Origin of the sequence: Arthrobacter sp. zg-Y1110 (assembly GCF_025244865.1) — a bacterium.
GTDB lineage: Bacteria > Actinomycetota > Actinomycetes > Actinomycetales > Micrococcaceae > Arthrobacter_B.
The window spans coordinates 3,227,992-3,245,414 of the sequence record NZ_CP104272.1; the positions used below are offsets into that span (position 1 = coordinate 3,227,992).

Here is a 17,423-nt window from a genome sequence, read left to right on the forward strand (position 1 = left end):
GGGGAAAGATGAAAGACACAAGCAAGGTAGCTGTGGAGCGCTCGCCTCACACCCGGACGCAGCATGCCCTTCGGCTGCTAGTGCTTCTTGACCGCACCGGCGGGGAGGTTCTTGAGGGGGATCCAGTGGGTGCAGTCAAAGCTGTGCGTAGCGAATTGCGTCTCCAAGCAATGGACTTTTGGATGCGCAACCCTGACTACCTGGCCGACGAACTTATTTCGCAGGTTGAAGAAGGAAGGCTCGACTCTCGCTACTTGAACGTGGCGCGTTCCCTGCTGGACGATCCTGAGCCGGATTTGCATTACTATCCGATGCCCCGGTGGTTCTATGGGGCGTATGAGGCGATCGATGATGCGATGGCTCTACTCGAAACCTACGGGCTGGCAATTTTCCGCCGGTCGGGAGAACCAGGAACGAGGAGCCTCCGAAACCAGTTGTTCATAACTGATGCGGGTTCGACCGCCGTGACAGAGATCAGTCATGACCCGGTGCTCGGCTGGTACACGCGCCAGGCAGAACTAGTGGCCGCCGCTGCCGGTGAGACGGTCGGGAGCAAGTTGAAGGAACGGCAGTACGAGCAAGCGACTTACGCCGGCACAGAGTTGGGATTGGACATAGCACCAATCGCGGAACGAGTGCGAGAGCACCTTGAGAATGCTGTGTTTCCTGTAGCCAAAACAACCGGAGGTGGACTGTGAGTCTTCTTGCTGATGAGATCGTGAAGGTGCTCGGCCGCAGGAGAAAGGGTAACCGTCTTGAGATGAGTTCCGCCCGCGTCGATGAGATTCTCACGGACCTCGGCATCCCGACTTCAGCCTCCAAGGGAGTACCGGTGCATCTCCGTGTGGCACGTGTTACTTTCAGGGGGACGAAGCGGCTGGATCCATCGCATCCCGATGCAAAGGGATGTCAGTTGGAGTCAATGGATGCTGTCAGCAGTCCGCTGCCAGATGGCACTGATCCTGCTACGAATCCGTCCGATTTGACAGTCCCTGGCATGAATTCGGAGGGCGCTACAAGCGATGGGCCTATTGTGCGCGCACTGGTCCCCTTTGACTTTGTATGGGAGCCGGTTGACGGCGTAAACGGTATTGGCTCAGAACACAACTTGCGTGGCAAATCGAGCATTATGAACCTCTTGTTATGGTCGCTTTCTGGAAGATGCTCGGAGTTTTCCATTCCAGTGAAGCGGTGGATCGAACACGTCGAGGTTGACTGGTTCGTTGGGCCCGAGAGGCTGCGAGTAGCCTTCGATGCTGACAATGGCGAAGTCAGAAATGGTACGGTCACCGTTGTCGGAAAAGACGGTGCAATGGGGACAGCTCTGGTCTCATTCGATAATGACTCCTTCGAGGACGCGATGAGTTCGGTGATGATGAATCGTCTCCGGCTAGAGCCATTCACCGTGTCGCAGTCTGGGAAATCGGTGACGCACAGATGGTCGTCTTATGTAAACGCGCTGTGGGTTCGCCCTAAGTATTTGAAATCCATCATCGGCAAAGAATCAACTCTCAGCGTCCGGCTGATGCAGATGTTTATTGGCACTGACTGGGTGCCAGTTCTGGCAACCGCTGCAACTGTCGCAGGGACACTAGGGTCTGAGCAAAACCTCTCGGAAGCCCGGACAAGAACTGCGACCGAAGCTGTGGAGAGCGCCAGAGCTGAGGCCCTTAGGAATGTGGGGGAGGTCAAAGCGAAAATCGGTGCGCTCCCGACTGACGTTCCCGACGCCGCGAAAACTGCCAGCGCTAACGCTGAGATCAGCGAGCTGATCCGTCAACTACATGACTTGGATACTCAGCTTCTGAAGCGCTCGATTGCTGCGGATACGGTGCGGCAACAGCTGAAGGTTGCAAAAGCGCATCAGAACACCCAGTATGAGGACGCGCTGCTGAAAAAATTCTTCCATCAGATGGCACCAACGGTGTGCCCACGGTGTACTGCAACGGTCACAGCCGAGCGTCGTGCTGCTGAGCCGGAGGAACACAAATGCTCAGTGTGCACCAGTGATCTCAATCTGGCGGCGCTTGAGACTGACGTTATCGTGGCCGCCTCTGCTGAGCAGAGCACCTCTAGTGTCTTGGTTGCGTCCGCGGCCTCCGCTCTTGACGGGAGCGAAGCAGACGATGCGCCGGTCGACGAGATTGAAGCACTTGAGCGTGCGATGGCGGATATCGAGAACAACATGGATTCTCTACGTTCTCAGATCAGTGCGCTGCAGGTGCATCGCGATGAACTTGTAGAAGAGACAGAGACAGACGCTTCGCTACTCGCGGCAGCTGAAGAGCGGAGGTTATTAGAAATCGAGCTGGCTCGGGCTGAGGGAGCTGCCGCGGCTTTGGCTGATCCGGTCCGCCATACGGATGAATCTCGTGTAGACCCGATACACCTTGCTATTGCTGAAGTTGCGAAAGAGGTCCTCGCTGATTGGGTCAAGGCTCACCAGGATCCTCTGCTTGATCAGATTTCCGCAGAGATCGAGCGATTGGTGGTGAACTTCGGCGCCGACAGTTTAAGCAACATAGCGCTCGACGGCGCTGCGAACATGAAACTGCGGCAGAACGGTGATCTGTCAATGTACAGCGCGGTGACGCCTGGCGAGCAGTTGCGGTTGAAGATCGCGACAGTTATTGCGCTAATCAAACACGGATATGCAGAAAATATTGGCCGCCATCCAGGGTTCCTACTTCTGGACTCGCCCGCGGCGGAGGAGATGCCTGACGGGGATCTGGCGACAATGGTCTCTGCGCTTCTGGAAGTTGCGGCAGAAGCGCCGATGCAGATCATCGTTGCTACTCGCAGTACCGGCCCCCTCATGCACCTTCTGCCGAGAGAGAGCCGCCTTATTGCTGACGACAACGCCTTCGTCTGGTGATACCGATACGTTCGATCTGTAATCCGAAAACCATTATGTGAATCGTCAGTTTATTGAGGAGTCTAAATGAGCTGCCCCGATGCTGAAACGCTCGCTGGCGCTGTGCTGGCCGTAGCTCGGAACTCCCAAGGAAAACCCTTTCCAAGCTCTGCGGTCCAAGACCTCGGCGGGTGGGGTCGAATCGCCTCCGGGGCCACCACTCTCATCGGCCAATCTGCACTTCCGATAGTTGCGAATCTCGTCGCCAGGGATGCGGAGGAAGGGGATGGCGACGCAGCTGCGGCGGTGGAAGCGGTCGCCGACGCAGTTATCGCTACCGAGCAGCCATCCCTACTTCGGGACTCGCTTGAAGCGCTGCTGGCGAGCTCTGTCATCACCCAGATTGTCGGTGAAAGGCTCGTCGAGGGCCTTGAGCCGGTAGCTGCCGGATTTCTTAGACGAGAAAGATCAGAGGTCGCCGACCTGGCATCGGCGGACGCACTCGAGGTCATGACACGGCTCGTTGCGGTTGGGTACGGGTCACACTTCTCATTGCTGGCGTTGCTCCAGAAATTTGGCGCTCCAACAGTCGCTCCGATGGCGCGAGCTGTCATCCGTTCGGTGAGCATAGCCGTCGATGTCTGGCCTGAAGCTGATCGGCTCGTCGAGGTTGTCCGCGTCATAGGTGGCGTTGACGCGGTGGTCGGCGGTGATCCGTCGCTCACCCATGCCGTGGAGTCAGATGCCGCATGGGCTCTCGCAATGGTGTCCACGGTCCGCTCGTTGAGGGCCGCATCGGTTCAGGAAATGGCCCCGCACCTCCAAGACGCTGCCAGGTTTTTTGCAGTCTCAGCGCACGCCCATAAACGACCGGATGCACACCCAATGCTCAGCGTTGTCGAAGCTCTCCGCGAACTCGTCGCCGGGATCGTGTCCAGTGACGAGATCGGAGCCATGAGCACAGCACCGCTCTCGGGGAATTTATTGACGGTTTTGCGTGAGCAGATACGAAGATTCAGCGTCGACTCCAGCGGCTTAGACCATTGGTACGGCGACGCCAAGCGGGTGACACTCACCGCGTGGTCGGCTTTGGCCGATGATCTCGAACGGATGGGTAAGCAACTAGGCAAGGATGGCTTTTATCAGGCTGAAGTCGTCATCCGGGATCTGCTGGCCATTTATACCAGCGCAAGAACGTTCCCTGTCGGCACCCACAGCATCGACATCTCCGGCGTTCAGGATCTGATTCAGCCGGTCATCACTAGCGGCTTCGCCAGCAAGGCTAGCCATTTGAGCAACCTTGAGGAGTACGTCGCCGACCTTGCTTCGCGCGGAGCTGGTGGACTCAACGATGAGGCGTCCGCTCAGCTCCACGCTGCCAATGGCATTATCGAGATCGCTCGGCGGGTGTCGAGGGGAGATGATGCCTCGGAAAAAGCAAGCAGCGGCGTCCTATCCACGCCGCTGCCACCTACGCTTAGACTTCTTGTGCCTGCTGGTTCAGTTGACGAATACCAGCTGGCACAGGTCTCGCCGAAGACGCTTACCGATATAGCGCAACGGCTGGATCACGTAGCGGCCGGTCGCGCACATTTGAATCTTGTACAGCAAGAGCTCTTTGATCAGTTGCGCGAAGCGCTGTCCACCAGCCCGGATTACAAAGGTCAAGTCGTATCAGTCGTCGACGAAGTCCTGCTGCTTATCCTCAACTTCCTCGTCAGCAGAACCGCATCCTCGGCTGGGCATTACAAATACCTTTTCGATGCCAATGCGAAGGAGGACGCCATCCAGGAAGATCTATACAACTACCTGACAGGCAACCTCGGCGGCCGCGTCGAGTATGAGGTCTCCCATGTCGGAGGTGGGCGGGTTGACATCAGGCTGAAATTCGATGCCTGCGCGCTCCACGTAGAAATGAAGGTGGATGAAACCAGACTTCCGCTAAGCGATCGAACGGCATATCTGAAGCAGACAGTTACATATCAGACGAATGACATTCGGATTGGTTTCTTAGTCGCGCTGCGCCATAAGGCATTCGATCCCACAGGTCCGCCGCCGCACATCAAGTCTCTAATCGGGCATACCATTTTTGGTATTGACGGCGACTCGGTGCCCCGCCACGTCATTCACGTTGCTGTGCCAGGCAGCAGGACCAATCCATCGAGTTCCAGATAAGTTATGGAAACACGAATAGTGGTTATGGTTTTTGACCTAACTCAGATGCGTAAACCGATCATTAATGCCCATTCATGGCGCAAGTTGCAGCTGGAAAACAGGCTTTAGAGCTGATGCATCGGGGTGCCGGCGGCAGTGCTAGCACCCGACGCATGTGATGCGCCGCGCCCGTGGAATATCTGCAGCGGTTCGCGGCGTTGCCACGCTGTAGAACCTTCAGCCCAGGCTCCTCCTGCGCTGAAGCACGCAACAGAAGGAACCACTTAGTGAAACTCTTTACCCCCCTCACCGTCGGCACCATGGAACTGCCCAACCGCCTCGTCATGGCACCGATGTCCCGCGTACGCGCCGACCGCAACGGCGTGCCCACCGACATCATGGTCGAGCACTACCGCCAGCGCGCCTCCATGGGCCTGATCATCACTGACGGCATCTACCCCTCCTTCACCGGCCAGGGCAACGCCCTGATGCCCGGCCTGGTCACCGAGGAACACGTCGCCGGGTGGAAGCGCGTCACCGACGCCGTCCACGAAGCCGGCGGCCGGATCGTCGCCCAGCTGATGCACTCCGGACGCGTCGCCCACGAAAACATCAACGGCGGCCGCCCCGTCGTCGCCCCCAGCGCCATCGCGGTTGAAGGCATGGCCCACACCTACGCCGGCAAGCAGCCCTTCCCGGTGCCGCACGCCCTCACCGAAGCCGAACTCCCCGGCGTCGTGCAGGACTTCGTCTCCGCCGCGCGGAACGCGATGAAGGCCGGGTTCGACGGCGTCGAGCTGCACGGTGCCAACGGCTACCTGCTGCAGGAATTCCTCTCCCCCGTCTCCAACACCCGCACCGACAACTACGGCGGATCCCCGGAGAACCGCGCCCGCCTGGTCATCGAGGCCTTCCGTGCCGTGGCCGAGGCCGTCGGCGCCGAGCACACCGGCATCCGCATCTCCCCGGAACACAACATCCAGGGCGTGCTGGAAACCGACCGCGCCGACGTGACCGCCACCTACACCGCCCTGGTGGACGGCATCGCCGATCTGAAGCCGGCCTACCTGAGCATCCTGCACGCCGACCCGGCCGACGAGATGGTCCAGGGCCTGCGCCACCGCTTCGGCGGCCCGGTGCTGATGAACACCGGCTTCGGCACGGTCACCAGCCGCGAGGACGCCGTCATGCTGCTCGAGGAGGACCTGGCCGACGCCGCCGTCGTCGGCCGTCCCGTGATCGCCAACCCGGACCTGGCCCGCCGCTGGCAGGAGGACCACCCGTTGAACGAGATCGACCAGACCACCGTTTACACCGACGGTGCCGCCGGCTACACCGACTACCCGGAACTGGCTCCGGTTTCCTAGTCGAAAAACGAACGACGACGGCAGGCCCTCCACGAGGGAGGCCTGCTGTCGTCCTGCCAAACAGATGAATTGGGTGCAAACCATAAGCATCGATTCCATCTGAGGACAGTCTTCGGATGGAGAACCCATTAGCTTAAGGACACTTGGGATAATGAAAACCAAATGAATCTATGTCGGATCGATCGGCAAAGACATCCAGATTTTGCAAAAGATCACAGAAGGCCACGGGGCCCTGTTATAGATAGGGAAACCGCTAGTGTTTTACGGAATCGGTCAAAATTAGATTATATACCGGCTTCCTAAAGGGGAACCTGAGCGGGCTCTTCAGTTCCTCATAGAATACCTGCCACTCAAAAACAAGTGAGTCGATAAACATCTTGCCACTGATATAATATAATCGCTGTTCTTTAAAAACTCCGAATGCAGTGTCGCTAATTGATTCAGCAAAGTGAACATCCAAGTCCGGAAGAAATACCCGAAGCTCAAATTCCCCCGCTGTCTCAGAAGCAACAAGGTTCTGGAGGGATGTATCCAAGTGCATACCTAGGTGAATGCCAGGAAGTTCGGCGGCCGGGGAGTTCAAAAAGGCAGCCACGCTCTCGTTCACTTTGAAGCCTTGTTCGGCGATTCTACAGCCAGCGTGTTTTAGCAAGTATTTACTTAGGTGCAGCACTTCTCGCCGCCAAGTGCTGCGTCCATAGATTTTCCGGAAATCTATGGAACGTTCATCCATGATGCGTTCGCGGTGGCGAGCGTAGTAGGCAATGAAATCGGTGTATGCGCGATCAAATGGTTGACTTTGAGCATTGTTACAGACTTTACAGAGGATATTTGGAAACTTTATCAGTTTACTATCGGGGCCTTGCATAATCCGCAGCTTACTGTTTGTTTCGACTGCTGTAGGACTCAGGAATATTGATTCTGACTCCTTTTTGTTCGTAAATATGCGGCGGAGGTCTGTTTTCTTAACCTTGTGCTCGCCTGAGTCACCCGGTTTCCCGCACCACCAACATTTTCCTGCGGGGTGCGGTTGCACTTTCCTTGCTTCGGTCATCCCTGAAGAATAATTAGTGAGACTGCAGGGAGCAAATGCGACTTCAATTATTTTTGCAGTCGATTGCCGGGGGGGGGGTATCCGACTCCCTGACTAATCACCCGCACTCGCACTCGCACCGATAACTATCGCTGATCACGGAGAACCGGGTCCGCCTCCTGTCACTGCCAGGAAGACCACCCGCTGCACGAGTTCGCCCGAGGCACCGTCTACGCCGACGGAGCGCCGACTACACGGACTACCCGGAGCTGGCTCCGGTCTCGTAGCCGGCCGGCGAGCGTCATTGGCTCCTACCCGGGTCATTTGGAGGTACCGGCCGGCGCGTGCGGGTATTGATGCGGAATTCCGCATTCTGCGGAAGACCGGTCAAATCCACCTCAGCAACGTCGACATTCCGGTCCGTCCACGCGGTGGCCCTTCTCAGCACCTGCTCCTGGATGTCCTCCAGATGAAGCTTCTCCCCGCCCTCCAGCTGCTCTTCGATATGGCGTCCCACAACGGTTCCCTCGTCATCGAAAACGGCCAGGCTGACCGTCTTTTTCACGCTGCTGAGAGTCTTTTGGCTGCCGCGGTCGTGGAGGAGGCCGAACGCCGAGCAGCCCTCGATCCCCTCGGTTTTGAGCACGAAGGTGAGTTCATCGGCGGCTTCCATCCAGACAAAATTGTCGGTTTCCTCATTGGCCATAGGCCCCCACGGTCCTATGGTTGTTTCCTTTGTCTCGATATAGGTTTTTGCGAACTGCCGCTTGAACGGCTGGAACCTTTCGCCGTTCTGCATGCTAAGCGCGGTCAATTGGATATGGGCCAGGATGGGACGGGGCTCAAATCTCACCCGGTGGGTTATCCAGTGCAGGTTTTCGCCGCGGCGGACCAGCCAAACGGGGTTGAAAACGTTGGACATCGTAGATCTCCATTGGCTCTAGGTGAACATCGGCCCTCGAAACCGCCCAAGGTCAGACGGCGGGAGCGCGGAGAGCTGCGGTCAAGGCTGGTCGTTCGTTCCGTGGCCACATACCAGCGGGCAACACCTTCATAGTGCTCCGTCAGATTAGCGAGCGGTAGGTGGATCGGATTCGAAGCCGTCGCGGGATATGAAATGATCCGTCAATGACTGCCAGCTCCAATTCCCAAGGACCGAAAGTGGTCTCGGTCAGTCAAAGCAGCAAGCACAACTTCAGCAAGGACCGGGTCGAATCGGTTCTGCTGGTGGAAGGGCTGGGCGTTGACGGAGACGCACATTCCGGCAGCACCGTGCAGCATGTGTTCAGAAAGCGATCCCATCCGACGGAACCCAACCTCCGGCAGGTGCACCTGATCCATGCGGAACTGTTCGACGAACTGGCGCAGGACGGCTTCGAGCTGCATCCCGGTGACCTCGGGGAAAACATCACCACCCGCGGCATCGACCTCCTGAACCTGCTCGAGGGGACACTCCTGCGGATCGGACCCGACGCCGTCGTGCAGGTAACCGGGCTGCGGAACCCCTGCCGGCAGATTGACCCCTTCCAAACCGGACTGCTCAAAGCGGTGCTGCCCCGCGACAGTGCCGGAAAGATCGTGCGGAAAACCGGAATCATGGGCATCGTGCTGAGCGGCGGGGCGGTGAACATCGACGACGAGATCCGCGTCGAGCTTCCGGCCGGGCCGCAACGCCGGCTCAAGTGCGTCTGATTCCCCAGTAAAAGGCCCCAAAAAAATCCCCTCAGACCCCGGGTCGGAGGGGATTTTTCCTGCCCGTTTACGAAACGTCATGGATCCCGCACACCTCCGCATAGGGTGTGACGCAGATCGCGCAACCGTTTACGTAAACCGTTTGCGCCCACGGATGAGTCCACGAGGAGGCGGGCCATGGCAACCATCAGGGATGTGGCGAAGTATGCCGGCGTCTCCCCGGCCACCGTGTCCCGGGTAGTCAACGGTCTGGTGGGCTATTCCGAGGAGACCCGGCGCCGCGTCGAAGAGGCCGTAACCCGCCTCAACTACGAGACCGACTTCATGGCCCGCGGGCTAAAGACGCGGCAGACCTCAGTCATCGGGCTCCTCGCGCCTATGGTGTCCGACGCGCTGGCCTCCGAGGTGATGCGCGGCGTCGAGGAAGCAGCACGCGAGCAGGGGTACGCCGTGATGCTTGGCCGGACGGGACTGCAGTCCGTCTTTATCGATGGCTACCTGCGGACGCTGCGGACCTACCGGGCCGCCGGCGTCATCCTGATTTCGGCCGTCATCACACCGGAAATGCGGCAGATCCTCGGTCCGAACATCCCGCTCATTTCCGTCGCCATCAGCGACAAGTCCGGCTCCCCCAGCGTCTCCATCGATGACGAGCGGGCCGCCTACGACGCCACCCGGTACCTGCTGTCCCTGGGCCACCGGCGGATCGGCCTGCTCGCCGGGGATCCGGCATCGGTCTTCGTCGCCCACCCGCGCCAGCGCGGCTACGAACGGGCCATGGCGGAGGCAGGCCACACCTCCGTCGTCGCCCACGGCACCTTCTTCTACGACAGCGGCGCCCCGGGCCTGGATGAACTGCTTCGGCAGGAACCGGACCTCACCGCCGTCTTCGCGGTCAGCGACGAGATGGCCGCCGCCGCCGTCAACGAACTGCAGGAGCGCGGCCGCCGCGTGCCCGACGACGTCTCGGTGCTCGGCTTCGACAACACGTCCACGTCCCAGCACGTCCACCCTCCGCTGAGCACCGTCGCCCAGCCGCTGGAGGAAATGGGCCGGACGGCGGTCGCCAAACTGCTGCGCACCCGCGACCTCGGGCCACGGATTATGCCGCACACCCTCATTGCCCGCGGGTCCACCAGCCCGCCCCGAAACCAGCCCGCCCCGAAACCAGCAGCACTGAGACCAGCACTAAAAAGCCAGCACCACTCGCCACTACAAGGAGCACAGCATGAGGCAACGACGCCACTTTCGACAGATCCTCCTCGGAACAGCAGCACTGACCATCTCCGGCCTGGTCCTCACCGGCTGCGGCGGAGGAAGCAGTGAAGAACCCGAAGCGCAGCAGGACGCGGCCGCAGCGTTCGAGGGCCGGGGACCCATCAACTATGTCTCCTCCCGGGATGCCTCCGGCGCCGCGCAGGACACCATCGACAAATGGAACGCCGAGCACCCGGAGGAGCAGGTGACGTTCGTCGAACTGCCCGATTCCGCGGACCAGCAGCGCCAGCAGCTGGTGCAAAACGCCCAGATCAAGTCGGAGACCTTCAGCGTCCTGAACCTCGACGTCGTCTGGACCTCCGAGTTCGCCGCGAACCGGTGGATCCTTCCGCTGCCCGAGGACGCACTGCCCACGGACACCATGGTCCCAGCCGCAGTGGAGACCGCAACCTACCGCGGCACGCTGTACGGCGCCCCGTACTACACGGACGGCGCTCTGCTCTACCACCGCACGGACCTCCTCCAGGCGGCCGGCATCGACGCCCCGCCCACCAACTGGGAAGAGATGACGGCGGCGTGCGAGAAGGTCCTCGCCCTCCCCGAGGCCGAGGGCATGTCCTGCTACGCGGGCCAGTTCGACAAAAACGAGGCCCTGACGGTGAACTTCACTGAAGCCGTCGGATCAGCCGGCGGCCAGGTCTTCGACGATGAGGGCGCCCCGACGGTGGACACCCCCGAGGCCCTCGCCGGACTCACCCAGCTCACCGACGCCTTCAACGAGGGCCTGGTTCCCAGTGACGCCATCACCTACATCGAGGAGCAGGGCCGCCGCGCCTTCCAGGAAGGCGATCTCGTGTTCCTGCGCAACTGGCCGTTCGTCTACTCCTCGCTGACCGCCACGGACGGCTCAAGCGCCGTTGTGGACAAATTCGGCATCAGCTCGGTTCCCGGCATCGGCGACAATCCGGGGGTCTCCACGCTTGGCGGCCGGAACCTCGCCGTCTCACCGTTCACGGAGAACAAGGCAACGGCCCTGGACTTCATCAAGTTCTTCACCAGCGAGGAAGAGTCGAAAGCACGCCTGGACAAGAGTTCGCGGGCTCCCGTCTACCCCTCACTGCTCGAGGATCCCGCCGTCGTAGAAAAGCGCCCGTTCTATCCCACGCTCCTGGAATCGCTGGAGAACGCGCAGGCGCGCCCGCAGGTCGTCAAGTACGGCGCGACGACGACGGCAATTCAGGAAGAGGCGTACGCGGCCCTCACCGGGGAGAAGGATCCGGAAACCGCCCTCGCCGACATGCAGGCAAAGCTCGAAGAGCTCTCGGCCGAATAGGCCGCCGGCGGCCGCCGACGTCGGTGCCGGCGGCCGCCTCCGCAGCTTGATTCCCATTCCCGTGCACAGTTAGGAACTCCATGAGTACCAGCACCGCTGCGCCCCCGCGCCGTCCCGACGGCCAGCCTCCTGGAAAACGCAAACCCGACTCCCGAACCTCCGGCGAAGGCAGGATGGCGGCGCTGCTGCTGTCCCCCACCCTGCTGGTCCTTGCCCTGGTGATCGCCTACCCCCTGGTGTCCGCCCTCTACCAGTCGCTCTTCCGGGAAGAATCCGGGCTCGACGAGAACGGGTTCGTCGCCGAAGGCGAGACCTTCGTCGGGCTGGCCAACTACACCGACCTCCTTGTCGGAGAGTCCGGTGAACGGTTCCTGAACGCCCTCGCCAACACCACCTTCTTCACCCTCACCACCGTCACCCTCGAGACCGTGCTCGGCCTGTGCCTGGCCCTGGCCATGAACCGGGCGTTCCGGGGACGGGGCCTGCTGCGCGCCAGCATCCTCATCCCGTGGGCTGTCCCCACCGCAGTCTCGGGACTCCTGTGGCGCTGGATCTTCCAGTCGGACGGCATCGCCAACACCCTGATCGGTACGGAGATCCTCTGGACCGCCGAAGGTTTCCAGGCGAAAGCCGCGGTGATCATCGCCGAAGTCTGGAAGACGGCACCGTTCATCGGCCTGCTCGTCCTCGCCGGGATGCAGGTGATCCCGGAAGAGGTGTACGAGGCCGCACGTATCGACGGCGCCGGCTGGTGGCGCACGCTGGGTTCAATCACGCTCCCGCTCGTGAAGCCGACGCTGCTCGTCGCCGTCCTCTTCCGTCTCCTCGACGCCCTGCGGATGTTTGACCTGCCGTTCGTCCTGATCGGCCCCGGCAAACAATCCGTGGAGACCCTCTCCATGCTCGCTTGGGATGAATCCAACCAGCTGCGCTACGGCTCGGCGTCGGCGTTCGCCGTCGTCCTGTTCCTCTACGTTGCCCTGGTCGCGATCGTCTTCGTGAAGCTGCTCGGCGCCGACGTCGCCGGAGCCAAGGAGATGCGCTCCCTCCGCAAGACCGGCCGCTCCCGGAAGGCAAAGGCACTCTGATGACCCAGATTCCCGTCCTGACACGCGCGGACACCCCTGACGACGCCCCGCAGCGGAAACCCAAGAAGCGCGGCACGAAGAGCTACCTCACGTACCTCGGCCTCGCGGCGATCTTCGTGTACTGCCTGTCCCCGTTTTACTGGATGCTGGTCTCCAGCTTCCGCCGCACGGCAGACATCTTCGACAACAGCCTCATTCCCCAGCCCTTCTCACTCGAGAACTACCTGAAGGTCTTCGACGGATCCACGATGTTCGGCCAGGCCCTGCTGAACAGCCTGATCGTCGCCGGCATCACCACGACGGCGGCACTGGTCCTCGGGATCTTCGCCGCCTATGCCATCTCCCGGCTGAACTTCCGGTTCAAGTCCGTGATCCTCGGCCTCGTTATTGCCACCTCCATGTTCCCGGGCATCTCCGTGGTGGTGCCGTTGCTGCGCCTGTTCACGGACATCGGCTGGATCAACACCTACCAGGCGATGATCGTGCCCAACCTGTCCTTCGCCATCCCGCTTGCCGTCTGGAACCTCACCACCTTCATGAAGGCGCTTCCCTTCGACCTGGAGGAGGCGGCGATGATTGACGGCTGCACCAAGTGGCAGGCGTTCCGGAAGATCCTCCTGCCGTTGGCAGCGCCCGGCGTCTTCACGACGGCGATCCTCACGTTCATCCACAGCTGGAACGAGTTCATCATCGCGCTGTCGATGATCAATGATCCCGAACGGCAGACTGCCACGGTCGCCATTTCCAAGTTCACCGGGGCCACGGAGTTCCAGGCACCCTTCGGTGAGCAAATGGCAGCGGGAGTGATCGTCACCGTCCCGCTGGTGATCATGGTTCTCATCTTCCAGCGGCGGATCGTCGAGGGACTCACCTCGGGTGCCACCAAATGAGCCGGCCGACCGTCCGGGGACAGAGGCCCGGCTGGTGGCAGGACGCCGTCATCTACCAGGTCTATCCACGCTCCTTCGCCGACGGCGACGGTGACGGGGTAGGCGATCTTGCGGGCCTGCTGGACCGTCTGCCTTACATTGCCTCCCTCGGCGTAGACGGCATCTGGATGACCCCGTTCCAGCCCTCCCCGCAGGTGGACCAGGGCTACGACGTCAGCGACTACTGCGCGGTCGATCCCCTCTTCGGCACCATGGAACAATTCGACCAAGTGCTCGAGGCGGCGCACGCTCTGGGGCTTCGGATCTTCCTCGACGTGGTGCCCAACCACTGCTCATCGGAGCATCCCCTGTTCCAAGCTGCCGTCGCCGCCGATTCAGGCTCACCTGAACGGGCGATGTTCCACTTCGAGAACGGCGTTGATGACGACACCCCGCCGAACAACTGGCAGAGCGTTTTCGGCGGCCGCGCCTGGAGCCGGGTGAATCCTGGCTCGGACACGGACAAGGAGTGGTACCTGCACCTCTTTTCCCCGGAGCAGCCGGACTGGAACTGGCGCAACCCCGCAGTGGGCGACTACTTCGAGGGCGTGCTCCGGTTCTGGTTCGACAAGGGCGTGGACGGCCTGCGGATCGACGTCGCACACGCCCTGTTCAAGGCCGACGGCCTGCCGGACACCGCCAGCACCGACGGCGTCGTCAACGGCCTGCGCTCCAACCCGCAGGTCTCCGACCAGGATGAAGTGCACGAGGTGTACCGGCGCTGGCGCCGCGTTGCCGACTCCTACTCCCCCACCCGGGTGCTGGTAGGCGAGGTGAACCTGGAACCGCACCGCGCTGCCCGGTACACCCGGCATGACGAGATGCATCAGGCATTCGCGTTTGCCTTCGTGAAGCTGGGCTGGGATGCCGCTGCATGGGCCGCAGTCGGCACTGAACTCGAAGCCGCTCGGAAAGAGCACGGGGCGCCGCTGACCTGGGCACTGGAGAACCACGACATTGTCCGCTCCGTGACACGGTTCGGCGGCGGTGAACGCGGAACCCTCCGTGCGCGTGCGGGCCTGCTCGCCATCCTGGGACTGCCCGGTGGCGCGTACATCTACCAGGGCCAGGAGCTCAACCTGCCCGAAGCTGAAGTGCCGCTCCACGCCCGAGCGGATCCCATGTGGACCCGGGCCGGGGTATCCCGTGACGGGGCCCGTGTCCCGCTGCCGTGGACGGTCGCAGCCGAGAACACCTACGGGTTCTCACCCGCCGGGGCAGCAGATCCGTGGCTGCCGGTACCGGCGGCCTGGGGATCCAGGTCGGTTCAGATGCAGCTGGATGATCCGGCGTCGACCCTGCAGCTGGTGACCGAGGCGCTGAGGGTGCGCAGGGAACTGATCGAGAAGGAGATCCTGTCGCCCGACGATGCAACCACCTGGCACGTCCAGGACAACGGATTGCTCCTCTGCGAGCGCGGGGACCGGTTCCTGCTTGCCGTGGCCATGGGTGAGGAGCCCTGTGCCCTTCCGCAAGGCAGCGTTGTGTTGGCATCATCGCCCCTGACCGATGCGGGACTGCTTCCCGCGGACAGTGCGGTCTGGCTCCTCAGGGAGGAGTCCCGCACCTGACCGGGCAAAGGAATAGCCAGAAGCAACCGTGCGCTTCTGGCTATTTCCATAAAGGTGCCGGGGCTCCGGCGGAATCAGGCTACTTCAGGTTCTGAATGGCGTAGTCGGCTTCCTCCGGGGTGAACTTCTCCCCGTATTCACTGACGAGCATGTGGTGGATCTCCTCGGGGGAGTCGCCCCACTCCTTGTACTCCTGGGCCTTCTTCAGCGCATGTTCCTTGAAGTCCACGCCCAGGTTGTCCACTGCGTACTGGGCCTCCTCCGGGGAGTAGCCCGTGTAGACCAGCTTGTCGATCATGTCAGCCTTACTCAGGGACATGTAGGTAAAGCCCTGAGCGCTCTGCATAACCTCCTGGTACTCCTTCGGAACGGAGGGGTCCAGGGTGGGCGCATCGGACACGAAGGGAATGTACGTCTCAGCCGGAGTCGCGGTCGGAGCCGGAGCCTCGACTACCGTGCCGCTGTCCTCCTGGGACACTGCCTGGCTGTTCTCGACGGCCGAGCCGACTGCCAGCGCTCCGGTGAGGAGCATGATCAGCGAAACGACGACGCCGAGAACCCAGACGACGGCGGTGACGATCCACGCCGTCTTCTTGCTCTCCTGGTAGCCGGCGAGAGGCTGACCGTGCTTATCCTTCTGGTTTCCGGTCAGGGTGATGATCAGGTCGACCAACGCCCAGATACCGAAACCGCCACCCGTCAGGAGCTTCAGGACGCCTGTCCCGATCTTGCCCAGGTAGAAGCGATCGGCGCCCAGCGTGCCCAGGAAGAGTGCGAGCAGCCAGGTCACAACGAAGGACTTCTTGGTGGCGGTAGTGGTCATATAACTTGTGTCGGTGGTGCTCATTAACGGGCTTGCCTTTTCTGTGATCAGGGTCGTTTCTGTTTATCGAAGGGAATCCTGCCATGTGGTTCCGGTTAGGCGAAATCCGGCGGCCCGACGCATATTCGCCGGTGGAAAACCCGCGGCTTTCCGCACCGAAAGAAATTGCGGCAACTGGAATGTTGTATCGCGGTCAGCAATGCTGAATCAGGGAAATACCGAGCTTCCTTCCTCAAGCCATCCCGGCGGAACTCAGTGAGGGAGCCTTAGCAGGCCGTCAGTCCACCCGGTCCCCCGCCGCGTATATCCAGAACCGGAAACCTTCGATAGCATCCGGCCCCATGGAAATCCTTGAGTACCACCCGCGTCCGGACCAGCTGGTCTACACCTTCGGCGGGGCCGAGCCCGTGATGAAGGTTCGACCGGGAACCGCCTTGAAGCTCTGGTCGGAGGACGCCTTCAACAACGCACTGACCACGGTCGAGGACCTGTCCAGCGAGAAGGTCGACCTCAACTTCGTAAACCCGCAGACCGGACCGTTCTACGTTGAAGGCGCCGAACCCGGCGATACCCTCGCCCTGCACATCGTGGAGCTGACCCCGGCGCGGAGCTACGGCGCCTCCGCCACCATCCCGTTCTTCGGCGGACTCACCAGCACCGACCGCACCGCGTTCCTGCAGGATCCGTTGCCGGACACCACCTGGATCTACCACGTGGACTCCGCCCGCTCCACCGTCGGTTTCTCCGCCCGGTTCGGGGACTTTGAAGTGGCCCTGCCGCTGGAACCCATGCTGGGAACGGTCGGGGTGGCTCCTCCCGGCGGGGAGGTCCGCTCCTCCCTGGTCCCCGAACGCTTCGGCGGAAACATGGACGCCCCGGAGGTGAAGGCCGGCACCACCGTGTACCTCGGGGTGAACCAGCCGGGCGCGCTGTTCTCCATCGGCGACGGGCATTACCGCCAGGGCGAAGGTGAAGCCTGCGGCACCGCCGTGGAAGGGGCCATGCATTCCACGATCCTGGTGGACCTGATCAAGGGCGGCGCACCCGCCTGGCCGAGGCTGGAGACCGACGCAGAGTGGATGGCCGTCGGCTCGTCCCGGCCCATGGAGGATTCCTGGCGCATCGGCCAGGTGGAGATGGTGCGCTGGTTCGGCGAGCTCTTCGGCCTGCACCAGATGGATGCCTACCAGTTGCTCACCCAGACGGCGCAGGCACCGATCGCCAACGCCGTGGACGCCAATTACTCCGTGGTGGTCAAGGCACGCAAGGCCCTGTTCCCGTCCGCCGCTGCCTACGACGGGCTGCACGCAGACCTGCGCCGGCGCAGCGAAGAACTTCTCTAACCCCGACAACCCGCTCCG

General features: G+C 61.5%; 14 protein-coding genes. 11 read left to right on the forward strand and 3 right to left on the reverse strand.

Annotated features, from left to right (window positions below; genetic code table 11):
* Positions 1-125: 125 nt before the first annotated feature.
* The 4 genes from N2K99_RS15105 (at position 126) to N2K99_RS15120 (ending at position 6,375) form a co-directional block, all read left to right on the forward strand.
* A complete protein-coding gene (locus tag N2K99_RS15105) occupies positions 126-698 on the forward strand; it encodes a hypothetical protein (protein ID WP_227932829.1) in 573 nt (190 codons plus the stop codon).
* Entirely contained in the window at positions 695-2,875 is a 2,181-nt protein-coding gene (locus tag N2K99_RS15110; protein ID WP_227932828.1) for a hypothetical protein, read from the forward strand. Before N2K99_RS15105 ends, N2K99_RS15110 begins: the two co-directional genes overlap by 4 nt.
* A gap of 66 nt (positions 2,876-2,941) precedes the next feature.
* Complete coding sequence (locus N2K99_RS15115; protein ID WP_227932827.1) at positions 2,942-5,029, forward strand: hypothetical protein; 2,088 nt, start codon at positions 2,942-2,944, stop codon at positions 5,027-5,029.
* 299 nt (positions 5,030-5,328) lie between these two features.
* Positions 5,329-6,375: an alkene reductase gene (locus N2K99_RS15120; RefSeq protein WP_231711712.1), complete on the forward strand. Its 1,047-nt coding sequence runs from the start codon at positions 5,329-5,331 to the stop codon at positions 6,373-6,375.
* Positions 6,376-6,628: 253 nt separating this feature from the next.
* Here N2K99_RS15120 and N2K99_RS15125 read toward each other — a convergent pair whose 3' ends face one another.
* A complete protein-coding gene (locus tag N2K99_RS15125; RefSeq protein ID WP_227932825.1) occupies positions 6,629-7,429 on the reverse strand; it encodes a hypothetical protein in 801 nt (266 codons plus the stop codon).
* Positions 7,430-7,709: 280 nt separating this feature from the next.
* The gene (locus tag N2K99_RS15130; RefSeq protein ID WP_260554680.1) at positions 7,710-8,207 is read right to left on the reverse strand and encodes a hypothetical protein; all 498 of its coding nucleotides are present in this window, start codon (positions 8,205-8,207) and stop codon (positions 7,710-7,712) included.
* Positions 8,208-8,536: 329 nt separating this feature from the next.
* Between N2K99_RS15130 and N2K99_RS15135 the strand changes: the two genes are divergently transcribed.
* The 6 genes from N2K99_RS15135 to N2K99_RS15160 all read left to right on the forward strand — a co-directional run bounded on the left by N2K99_RS15135 (position 8,537) and on the right by N2K99_RS15160 (position 15,239).
* A complete protein-coding gene (locus N2K99_RS15135) occupies positions 8,537-9,100 on the forward strand; it encodes an MOSC domain-containing protein (protein WP_227932823.1) in 564 nt (187 codons plus the stop codon).
* A 177-nt stretch (positions 9,101-9,277) separates the two neighbouring features.
* Entirely contained in the window at positions 9,278-10,426 is a 1,149-nt protein-coding gene (locus N2K99_RS15140) for a LacI family DNA-binding transcriptional regulator (protein ID WP_227932822.1), read from the forward strand.
* Positions 10,329-11,651, forward strand: coding sequence for an ABC transporter substrate-binding protein (locus tag N2K99_RS15145; protein ID WP_227932821.1), 1,323 nt, complete (start codon positions 10,329-10,331; stop codon positions 11,649-11,651). The genes N2K99_RS15140 and N2K99_RS15145 overlap by 98 nt, the downstream gene beginning before the upstream one ends.
* An 80-nt stretch (positions 11,652-11,731) precedes the next feature.
* Positions 11,732-12,739 (forward strand): carbohydrate ABC transporter permease, encoded by a 1,008-nt coding sequence (locus N2K99_RS15150; protein ID WP_227932820.1) that lies wholly within the window; start codon positions 11,732-11,734, stop codon positions 12,737-12,739.
* Positions 12,739-13,629, forward strand: coding sequence for a carbohydrate ABC transporter permease (locus N2K99_RS15155; RefSeq protein ID WP_227919672.1), 891 nt, complete (start codon positions 12,739-12,741; stop codon positions 13,627-13,629). Before N2K99_RS15150 ends, N2K99_RS15155 begins: the two co-directional genes overlap by 1 nt.
* On the forward strand, positions 13,626-15,239 hold the full coding sequence (locus tag N2K99_RS15160; protein ID WP_227932819.1) for an alpha-amylase family glycosyl hydrolase: 1,614 nt from the start codon (positions 13,626-13,628) through the stop codon (positions 15,237-15,239). The genes N2K99_RS15155 and N2K99_RS15160 overlap by 4 nt, the downstream gene beginning before the upstream one ends.
* A gap of 79 nt (positions 15,240-15,318) precedes the next feature.
* Here N2K99_RS15160 and N2K99_RS15165 read toward each other — a convergent pair whose 3' ends face one another.
* Positions 15,319-16,086: an Ltp family lipoprotein gene (locus N2K99_RS15165; RefSeq protein WP_227932818.1), complete on the reverse strand. Its 768-nt coding sequence runs from the start codon at positions 16,084-16,086 to the stop codon at positions 15,319-15,321.
* Positions 16,087-16,403: 317 nt separating this feature from the next.
* Between N2K99_RS15165 and N2K99_RS15170 the strand changes: the two genes are divergently transcribed.
* The gene (locus N2K99_RS15170) at positions 16,404-17,405 is read left to right on the forward strand and encodes an acetamidase/formamidase family protein (protein WP_227932817.1); all 1,002 of its coding nucleotides are present in this window, start codon (positions 16,404-16,406) and stop codon (positions 17,403-17,405) included.
* Positions 17,406-17,423 lie beyond the last annotated feature (18 nt).